We start from the raw sequence: 9,355 nt of genomic DNA on the forward strand, positions 1-9,355 counted from the left end.
CCCGCCAGACCGGCCGTCGCCGCGACGGAGATGAACGGCGCGATCAGGCCGAACGAGAGCTGCGTCAATTGCGGCACTTGCGGGATGAAGGTGTAAAGCGACTCGCCCGCCCAATGCGGAACCTTGAGGAGCAGCGGGTCAGTCAGCAGGCTGTGGATGGCCGTAGACGGGTTGGACCCAGGCTGACTCAGGTCCGCGTTGAGTTCTTGGGCAACCATTTGCACGCGATCTACCCACCAGCTCAGCTGATCTGCCCCCCCGCCCGCATCTTGGTTGGGGGGGTTGGCCAGCTGGATCGGCGGGGGTGGCGCGGTGGGCGGGACCCACGTCATCGCGGTCTGGGACACCGCTTCATACATCGCCATCGCGGTGGCCGCCCGCAGCCACATCTGCAAATAGTCGAACTCGTTCTGCGCGATCGGAATCGTATTGACACCAAGGAAATTCGTCGCTATCAGTGAGGCGTTCAGGGCTTTGTTGGCTGCTATCTCTGCCAGCGTCGGCATGGCCGCCAACGCGGCCTGGTAGGCCGCGATCACGGTGTCGTGCTCGAGGGCCGCCGCCGTGGCGTTGGCGCTGTTCTGTAAAAGCCAGGCCAGGTACGGCACGTGCGCGGCCACAAAGGCCTCCGCGGTGGGGCCCTGCCACGTCCCGGCCTGCACCTCCGCCAACAAGTCGCTGAGTTCGGTGGCCGCCGTGTCGTATTCGGCACTCAAGTTCAGCCACGCCGTCTCCGAGTTCAACAACGAGGCGGGCCCCGGGCCGGTGGAGAGCGCCGCCGAATTCACTTCCGGCGGAAAGGCCGCCCAGATCGGCATCGTCATCGTCGGCCACCCTGGTCCGCCCGTATTGCCATGTTGCGCTCCTCCCCGACGAACCGGTCAGCGGCCCGTGGTTGCGAAACTGCGATCTCGTTCGAAGGCTCCGGCGCCGATATCGCGTGGGGCGAGGTCAGCTGACGCGTCCATGGGTAGCGACGAGTCAGCTATGCGAAAAGGCAACGGCTGTGCGGATAGCAATCCGCATGTAGCGAATCTTATCCCTGAAGCAACCGCAAATACGGATATAATCCAGTAATTTCCCCGGAAATACGAAGCTAATTGTCAGTCATCGGACAGCCGGGCGAGGAATCCGTTCAGGAGGAGCGTTTGGACCAGCCCCGTCTGCTGCGGGGCGCTGAGCCCGGGCAGTTCGCCGACCCGAAACGGCTCGCTACTCGAGGCGAGAAACAGCATCGCGGCTTCGTGGTCGAGCCCGGCTGCCACGGACAACTGAGCGAATTGCAGGACAACGCGATCGGCTACGCGCGTCACCCGCGCGTAGAGCGGTTGGTGCTTGCGCACCAGCGTCTGCGCGTCGATTCCGACCGTGTCGCTGACCCGTCCGACCGGTGGGCACCGGCCACGCCGGACCAAGACGTCCTCCAGGGCGCCGAGACCGCCCGCGACGATGTCGGGGCCGTCGACGGTTCGCAGGGTGTCGCGCACCAGGTCGCCCAGGCCGGCGCGGACGTCCGCGTCGGCCAGGTGCCGCGGCGACAAGCGGGTGTGCAGTTCGGGGGCCCGCAAGCTCAGCGCGTAGAGAGCGTGTGTGACGAGCGTGAGCACGGTGGGTGCGTGCAGACCGATCGTCAAATGGACGGATGGCTCCGAGTGCGTTTCGGCCGAATGCACTTGGCCCCGCGGCAGATACAGCACATCGCCGGCGCGCAGCCACACGTCGGTCGCCGACGCCAGCCCGTCCGTCCCGACCCCTTTGCGGCTCTGGATCTCGTGTGACGGTACGGGGGAGCCGGTGGACACGTGCCACGTCTTGGACCCTTGGATCTGCAGGACCAGCACGTCGTGCGGGTCGTAGTGGGGAACAAAGCCGGTGGAGTCCGGAGGCGTGAGGTAGGCGTTGACCCGTGTCGGGAAATTCAGCTCGACCTCGAGGGAATGCGACAGCGTGGCCACGGTGCGCAGGTACCGCTCGAGACCATTCAGCACGATCGTGTGTCCGTCAGCCATGCCGTCACGAACCCGGGCCGGGTCGAGGCCGCCGTCGTCGTTGCGGTAACTGGCCGGATCTTTGTCCTGGCCGCCCTTCACCAGGCGCACGGCCGACGGTTCCGGCCGCATCTGCTCAAGCAGTTCGTCGACGGCCGAGGGCAGCAGGCCCTCGAAGTAGCCCGGCTCGCCCCGCTGGATGTGGTGGTGCCTGATCGCCCAGATCTCGTCGAGGAACGTGTCGACCGGCAGGGGCTGCAGCAACCAGGCGAGCGAGGACTCGACGGCCAAATTTCCTCCCAACCCTTGCCGGCCTCCCCAAACATTCGTGGGCACCACAGTAGACCGGCACCCGCACGCGCCCTGCCGTCCTCGGCACGTCGTTCCCGGCTACTAACCTGGATCTGTGCCAGATCCCGCCACGTACCGCCCCGCGCCCGGGTCCATCCCGGTCGAGCCGGGCGTCTACCGATTCCGGGATCCGCACGGCCGGGTCATTTACGTCGGCAAGGCCAAGAGCCTGCGCAGCCGGCTCACGTCCTACTTCGCCGACATCGCCGGCCTGCATCCGCGAACGCGCCAGATGGTGACCACCGCGGCCAAGGTCGAGTGGACGGTGGTCAACACCGAAGTCGAGGCACTGCAGCTCGAATACAACTGGATCAAGGAATTCGACCCGCGCTTCAACGTCCGCTACCGCGACGACAAGTCCTATCCCGTGCTGGCGGTCACCCTCAACGAGGAATTCCCGCGGCTGATGGTCTATCGAGGCCCGCGTCGCAAAGGGGTGCGCTATTTCGGGCCGTATTCGCACGCGTGGGCCATCCGGGAAACGCTGGACCTGCTCACCCGGGTGTTCCCGGCGCGCACCTGCTCCGCCGGAGTGTTCAAGCGGCACAGGCAGATTGACCGGCCGTGCCTGCTGGGCTACATCGACAAGTGCTCGGCGCCCTGCGTCGGCAGGGTCAGCGCGGAGCAGCATCGCCAGATCGTGAACGATTTCTGCGACTTCCTGTCCGGCAAGACCGACCGGTTCGCCCGCGACCTGGAACAGCAGATGAACGCCGCGGCCGAGCGGCTCGACTTCGAGCGGGCCGCGCGGCTGCGCGACGACCTCGGCGCGCTGAAGCGGGCGATGGAAAAACAGGCCGTGGTGCTCGGCGACGGCACCGACGCCGACGTGGTCGCCTTCGCCGACGACGATCTCGAGGCCGCGGTGCAGGTGTTCCACGTGCGCGGCGGCCGGGTTCGCGGTCAGCGCGGCTGGATCGTCGAAAAGTCCGCCGACCCGGGCGATTCCGGCGAGGAGCAGCTGGTCGAGCAGTTCCTGACCCAGTTCTACGGCGAGCAGGCCGAATTGGGTGGCGCCGCAGACGAATCGGCGAACCCGGTGCCGCGGGAGGTGCTGGTGCCCTGCCTGCCGTCCAATGCCGACGAGCTGACCAGTTGGCTGACCGGCCTGCGCGGGTCCCGGGTGGCGCTGCGGGTGCCGCGGCGCGGCGACAAACGCGCGCTGGCCGAAACCGTGCAGCGCAACGCGAAAGAAGCGCTGCAGCAACACAAACTGAAGCGGGCCGGTGACTTCAACGCCAGATCCGCTGCGCTGCAAAATATTCAGGAAGCGCTCGGTCTGTCCGAGGCGCCGCTACGCATCGAATGTGTGGACATCAGCCACGTGCAGGGCACCGATGTGGTGGGCTCGCTGGTGGTGTTCGAGGACGGTCTGCCACGCAAATCGGACTACCGGCACTTCGGCATCCGGGAAGCCGCCGGACAAGGGCGCTCCGACGATGTCGCCTCCATCGCCGAGGTGACCCGGCGCCGCTTCGCGCGGCACCTGAGCGAACAAAACGACCCGAATATGCTTTCACCGGAAGGGAAGTCTCGCCGCTTCGCCTATCCGCCGAACCTGTACGTGGTCGACGGCGGCGCGCCGCAAGTCAACGCCGCCAACGCGGTGCTCGAGGGCCTCGGCATCACCGATGTCGCGGTGATCGGCCTGGCCAAACGGCTGGAAGAGGTGTGGGTGCCCTCGGAACCCGACCCCGTCATCATGCCGCGCAACAGCGAGGGGCTTTACCTGCTGCAACGCATCCGCGACGAGGCGCACCGGTTCGCGATCACCTACCATCGCAGCAAGCGATCCAAGCGGATGACGGCATCGGTGCTGGATTCGGTGCCAGGATTGGGAGAACATCGCCGTAAGGCATTGGTAAGCCATTTCGGTTCGATAGCCCGCCTCAAGGAGGCCACCGTCGACCAGATCACCGCCGTTCCCGGCATCGGTGTCGCCACCGCCACCGCCGTCCTGGAGGCGTTGCGACCCGAGCAGGCCCCCGATGAGACCAGGGCGGCGCAATGACGGGCCCGGGTGAGTTGGCGGGCGGTCACTCGGTGGAGGCTGCGGCCGGTATCGACGTCGTCCTGGTGACCGGGTTGTCCGGGGCCGGGCGGGGCACCGCCGCCAAGGTGCTCGAGGACCTCGGCTGGTATGTGGCCGACAACCTGCCCCCGCAGCTGATCACCCGGATGGTCGATCTCGGCATGGACGCGGGGTCGCGGATCACCCAGCTGGCGGTGGTGATGGACGTGCGGTCGCGCGGCTTCACCGGTGATCTGGACTCGGTGCGTACCGAATTGGCGACCCGAAACATCGCCCCGCGGGTGGTGTTCATGGAAGCATCCGACGACATGTTGGTGCGCCGCTACGAGCAGAATCGCCGTAGCCACCCGTTGCAGGGCGATCAGACGCTGGCCGAAGGCATTGCCGCGGAGCGTCGGATGCTGGCGTCGGTGCGCGCCACGGCCGACCTGATCATCGACACCTCGACGCTGTCGGTGCGGGGCCTGCGCGAGACCATCGAGCGGGCGTTCGGCAATGACGCCAGCGCGACCACCAGCGTCACGGTCGAGTCGTTCGGCTTCAAGTACGGCCTGCCGATGGACGCCGACATGGTGATGGACGTGCGGTTTTTGCCGAACCCGCACTGGGTGGACGAATTGCGCCCGCGCACCGGGCAGGACCCCGCGGTGCGGGATTACGTCTTGAGCCAGCCCGGCGCGGCCGAGTTTCTCGACGCCTACCATCGACTGCTATCTCTGGTCGTCGACGGCTACCGCAGGGAGGGCAAGCGCTATATGACGGTCGCCATCGGCTGCACGGGGGGAAAGCATCGCAGCGTCGCGATCGCCGAGCAATTGATGCAGTTGCTGACCGCCGATCACCAGCTGTCGGTGCGGGTGCTGCACCGGGATCTGGGCCGCGAATGAGCGAGCCGTTCAACCGGGGCATCGTCGCGCTGGGCGGCGGACACGGCCTGTACGCGACGTTGTCGGCGGCCCGGCGGCTCACCCCGTACGTCACCGCCGTGGTGACCGTTGCCGACGACGGCGGGTCCTCCGGCCGGCTGCGCAGCGAACTCGACGTGGTGCCGCCGGGCGATCTGCGAATGGCGTTGGCGGCCTTGGCATCTGACAGTCCACATGGGCGACTGTGGGCGACCATCCTGCAGCACCGGTTCGGCGGGAGTGGCGCTCTGGCCGGGCATCCGATCGGCAACCTGATGCTGGCCGGCCTGTCCGAGGTGCTGGCCGATCCGGTGGCCGCCCTCGACGAGCTGGGCCGCATCCTCGGGGTCAAGGGCAGGGTGCTGCCGATGTGCCCGATCGCGTTGCAGATCGAGGCCGACGTGTCCGGGCTGGAAGGCGACCCGCGGATGTTCCGGGTGATCCGCGGCCAGGTGGCGATCGCCACCACCCCGGGCAAGGTGCGACGGGTGCGGCTGCTGCCCGACAACCCCCCGGCCACAAGGCAGGCCGTCGACGCCATCATGGCCGCCGACCTGGTGGTGCTGGGTCCCGGCTCGTGGTTCACCAGCGTGATTCCGCACGTGCTGGTGCCCGAGCTGGGCGCGGCGCTGCGGGCGACCACCGCGCGGCGTGCCCTGGTGCTCAACCTGGTGGCCGAGCCGGGGGAGACGGCCGGCTTCTCCGTCGAGCGTCATCTGCATGTCCTTGCCCAGCACGCACCGGAATTCACCGTGCACGACATGATCATCGACGCCGACCGGGTGCCGAGTGAGCGGGAACGCGAGCAATTGCGCCGCACCGCCGCGCTGCTACATGCCGAGGTCCACTTCGCCGACGTGGCCCGACCTGGTACACCTTTACATGATCCAGGCAAGCTCGCGGCGGCCCTGGACGGGGTCCGGGCGGCCCACAAGGCTCCGGAAGCGGCTCCGGTCACGGCCACCGCGGATATTCGGGTCGACGGTGCACGCCCACCCACGGGCGGGCATGGACCGGCCGGCAGCGGACCAAGGGGTGACGACTCGTGGCGATGACGACCGAAGTCAAGGACGAACTGAGCCGCTTGGTCGTGAAATCGGTCAGCGCCCGCCGCGCGGAAGTCACGTCGCTGCTGCGGTTCGCGGGCGGCCTGCACATCGTCGGCGGTCGCGTCGTGGTCGAGGCCGAGGTGGATCTGGGCAACGTCGCGCGGCGGCTGCGCAAAGACATTTTCGAGCTTTACGGTTACACCGCCGTCGTGCATGTGTTGTCCGCCAGCGGGATTCGCAAGAGCACCCGATACGTACTGCGGGTGGCCAACGACGGCGAGGCGCTGGCCCGCCAGACCGGGCTGCTCGACAACCGCGGCCGCCCGGTGCGCGGGCTGCCGGCCCAGGTGGTCGGCGGCAGCGTCGGCGACGCCGAGGCCGCGTGGCGGGGAGCCTTCCTGGCGCACGGCTCGCTGACCGAGCCGGGCCGGTCCTCGGCGTTGGAGGTCAGCTGTCCCGGCCCCGAGGCGGCGCTGGCGTTGGTGGGCGCGGCGCGCCGGCTGGGCGTGAGCGCGAAGGCCCGAGAGGTGCGCGGCGCCGACCGGGTGGTGGTGCGCGACGGCGAGGCGATCGGCGCGTTGCTGACGCGGATGGGCGCGCAGGACACCCGGCTGGTGTGGGAGGAGCGCCGGATGCGCCGCGAGGTACGGGCCACGGCCAACCGGCTCGCCAATTTCGACGACGCCAATCTGCGCCGCTCGGCGCGGGCGGCGGTCCGGGCGGCCGCCCGGGTGGAGCGGGCGCTGGAGATACTCAGCGACACCGTCCCCGACCATTTGGCCTCGGCCGGCAAGCTGCGCGTCGAGCACCGGCAGGCGTCGCTGGAGGAGCTCGGCCGCCTCGCCGATCCGCCGATGACGAAAGATGCTGTGGCCGGCCGTATTCGACGGTTGCTGTCGATGGCCGACCGTAAGGCGAAGATCGAGGGCATTCCCGACACCGAGTCGGCGGTGACGCCGGATTTGCTAGAGGACGCGTAACTGGTCGCGCGAATCGCTGTTCGCAAGGCGTGGGCGGGGGCTACGGTCGGGTGATGAAACGGCTTTCGAGTGTTGATGCGGCGTTTTGGTCGGCGGAAACCGCCGGCTGGCACATGCACGTGGGCGCGTTGGCGATTTGCGACCCGAAGGAATGCTCCGAGTACAGCTTTGCGCGCCTGCGCCAATTGCTCATCGACCGCCTGCCGGAGGTGCCGCAGTTGCGGTGGCGGGTCACCGGCGCGCCGCTGGGCCTGGACCGGCCGTGGTTCGTCGAAGACGAAGAGTTGGACATCGACTTCCACGTCCGCCGCATCGGGGTTCCCGCGCCAGGCGGTCGATGCGAGCTCGAGGAGCTGGTGGGCCGATTGATGTCCTACAAGCTGGACCGCTCGCGTCCGCTGTGGGAGATGTGGGTGATCGAGGGCGTCGAGGGCGGGCGGTTCGCGACGCTGACCAAGATGCACCACGCTATCGTCGACGGTGTATCGGGCGCCGGGCTGGGTGAAATCCTTTTGGACGCAACGCCGGAACCACGGCCGGCTCAACACGAGACGGTCGGGTCGCTGGTGGGGTTGCAGATTCCGGGCATCGAGCGGCGGGCGGTGGGCGCGTTGATCAACGTCGGCGTCAAGACGCCGTTCCGCGTCGCGCGGCTGATCGAGCAGACCGTGCGCCAACAGGTCGCCGCGTTGGGGGTGAGCGGCAAGCCATCGCGCTACTTCGATGCGCCCAAGACCCGGTTCAATGCGTCGGTCTCGCCGCACCGGCGCATCACCGGCTGCCGCGTCGAATTGGCCCGCGCCAAGGCCGTCAAGGATGCCTACGGCGTCAAGCTCAACGACGTGGTGCTGGCGTTGGTCGCCGGGGCGGCCCGCGAATACTTACAGAAGCGTGGTGAGCTGCCGGCCAAGCCGCTCATTGCGCAGATCCCCGTCTCGACGCGCACCGACGACAATAAAGACGACGTCGGCAACAAGGTGGGTTCGATGACCGTTTCCCTTGCCACCGATATCGAAGACCCCGCCGAGCGGCTGCGGGTTATCCACGACAGCACGCAAAGTGCCAAGTTGATGGCAAAGGCGTTGTCCGCGCATCAGATCATGGGGCTCACCGAGACAACGCCGCCGGGACTGTTGCACCTGGCCGCGCGGGCCTACACGGCCAGCGGATTGTCGCGAAACCTGGCCCCCATCAACCTGGTCGTCTCGAACGTCCCCGGCCCGCCGTTCCCGCTGTACATGGCCGGCGCCAAACTGGACTCGCTGGTGCCGCTGGGCCCGCCGGTGATGGATGTCGCGCTGAACATCACCTGCTTCTCCTACCAGGACTACCTGGACTTCGGTTTCGTGACGACGCCCGAGGTCGCCAACGACATCGACGACATGGCCGACCGGATCGAGTCGGCATTGACCGACCTCGAGAAGGCCGCAGCGGGGGAGACCAGCTCGAGCTAGGCCTGCCTGGCGATCTCGCGCTACGGGTCGTCGTCTCCGTCGCGTAAAAATCGTTCGGGGTGGTGGAAAGCGTTGATTCGTGGTTGTCCGCGGTCCAGGTGGGCTGGTGGTCGCCATTCGGTGACACCGTGGGCGTTTTTGCGGGTGGTCCAACCTTTTTCGACCAGGCGGTTATCGGGGCCGCAGGCCAAGGTGAGGTCGTCGATGTCGGTGCGGTGGGTGCTGGTCCAGCCACTCACGTGGTGGACCTGGCTATGGTAAGCCGGTGCGTCGCAGCCCGGTTTCGTACACCCGCGGTCTTTGGCGTACAACATGATTCGTTGCGCGGGTGAGGCCAGCCGTTTGGTGTGGTGTAACGCCAGGGCCTTGCCGTGGTCGAAGATCGCCAGGTAGTGATGGGCGTGGCTGGCCATGCGGATCAGATCCGACATCGGCACCAACGACCCGCCACCGGTGACGCCTTTGCCCGCGCCGGCTTCCAGATCCTGCAGGGTGGTGGTGACCACGACCGACACCGGGAGGCCGTTGTGGCAGCCCAACTCGCCGGAGGCCAGCAGGGCGCGCAGCCCGGCCAGCAGGGCGTCGTGATTGCGTTG

8 protein-coding genes are annotated in these 9,355 nt (G+C 67.7%); 5 read left to right on the forward strand and 3 right to left on the reverse strand.

Features of this window, described 5'->3' with window-relative positions:
• Together A5775_RS13850 and A5775_RS13855 are read right to left on the reverse strand one after the other, a co-directional pair.
• Positions 1–824, reverse strand: an 824-nt coding sequence (locus A5775_RS13850) for a PPE family protein (RefSeq protein WP_156660693.1), incomplete at its 3' end; no start/stop codon positions are given.
• 279 nt (positions 825–1,103) lie between these two features.
• Entirely contained in the window at positions 1,104–2,279 is a 1,176-nt protein-coding gene (locus tag A5775_RS13855) for a cupin domain-containing protein (RefSeq protein WP_067253057.1), read from the reverse strand.
• Positions 2,280–2,394: 115 nt separating this feature from the next.
• Between A5775_RS13855 and uvrC the strand changes: the two genes are divergently transcribed.
• The 5 genes from uvrC to A5775_RS13880 are packed head-to-tail and all read left to right on the forward strand — an operon-like array spanning position 2,395 to position 8,759.
• Positions 2,395–4,350 (forward strand): excinuclease ABC subunit UvrC, encoded by a 1,956-nt coding sequence (gene uvrC / locus A5775_RS13860; protein ID WP_067253059.1) that lies wholly within the window; start codon positions 2,395–2,397, stop codon positions 4,348–4,350.
• Entirely contained in the window at positions 4,347–5,258 is a 912-nt protein-coding gene (gene rapZ / locus A5775_RS13865; protein ID WP_067253061.1) for an RNase adapter RapZ, read from the forward strand. Before uvrC ends, rapZ begins: the two co-directional genes overlap by 4 nt.
• Positions 5,255–6,331, forward strand: a complete 1,077-nt coding sequence (locus tag A5775_RS13870; RefSeq protein ID WP_067253063.1) for a YvcK family protein — start codon at positions 5,255–5,257, stop codon at positions 6,329–6,331. Before rapZ ends, A5775_RS13870 begins: the two co-directional genes overlap by 4 nt.
• Positions 6,328–7,305 (forward strand): DNA-binding protein WhiA, encoded by a 978-nt coding sequence (whiA, locus tag A5775_RS13875; RefSeq protein WP_082953015.1) that lies wholly within the window; start codon positions 6,328–6,330, stop codon positions 7,303–7,305. The genes A5775_RS13870 and whiA overlap by 4 nt, the downstream gene beginning before the upstream one ends.
• A 53-nt stretch (positions 7,306–7,358) precedes the next feature.
• Positions 7,359–8,759: a wax ester/triacylglycerol synthase family O-acyltransferase gene (locus tag A5775_RS13880; RefSeq protein ID WP_067253067.1), complete on the forward strand. Its 1,401-nt coding sequence runs from the start codon at positions 7,359–7,361 to the stop codon at positions 8,757–8,759.
• A gap of 20 nt (positions 8,760–8,779) precedes the next feature.
• On the opposite strand, the gene A5775_RS13885 is transcribed toward A5775_RS13880, so the two are convergent.
• Positions 8,780–9,355: HNH endonuclease signature motif containing protein (locus A5775_RS13885; RefSeq protein WP_156660694.1), on the reverse strand; the 576-nt coding region annotated here is incomplete at its 5' end.

Source organism: Mycobacterium sp. 852002-10029_SCH5224772, from assembly GCF_001667315.1.
Taxonomy (GTDB): Bacteria; Actinomycetota; Actinomycetes; order Mycobacteriales; family Mycobacteriaceae; genus Mycobacterium.

Excerpts from the sequence above, each read along its gene's own strand:
- rapZ (WP_067253061.1), top strand. The coding sequence starts at position 4,347 with ATGACGGGCCCGGGTGAGTTGGCGGGCGGTCACTCGGTGGAGGCTGCG.
- A5775_RS13870 (WP_067253063.1), top strand. The coding sequence starts at position 5,255 with ATGAGCGAGCCGTTCAACCGGGGCATCGTCGCGCTGGGCGGCGGACAC.
- whiA (WP_082953015.1), top strand. The coding sequence starts at position 6,328 with ATGACGACCGAAGTCAAGGACGAACTGAGCCGCTTGGTCGTGAAATCG.
- A5775_RS13880 (WP_067253067.1), top strand. The coding sequence starts at position 7,359 with ATGAAACGGCTTTCGAGTGTTGATGCGGCGTTTTGGTCGGCGGAAACC.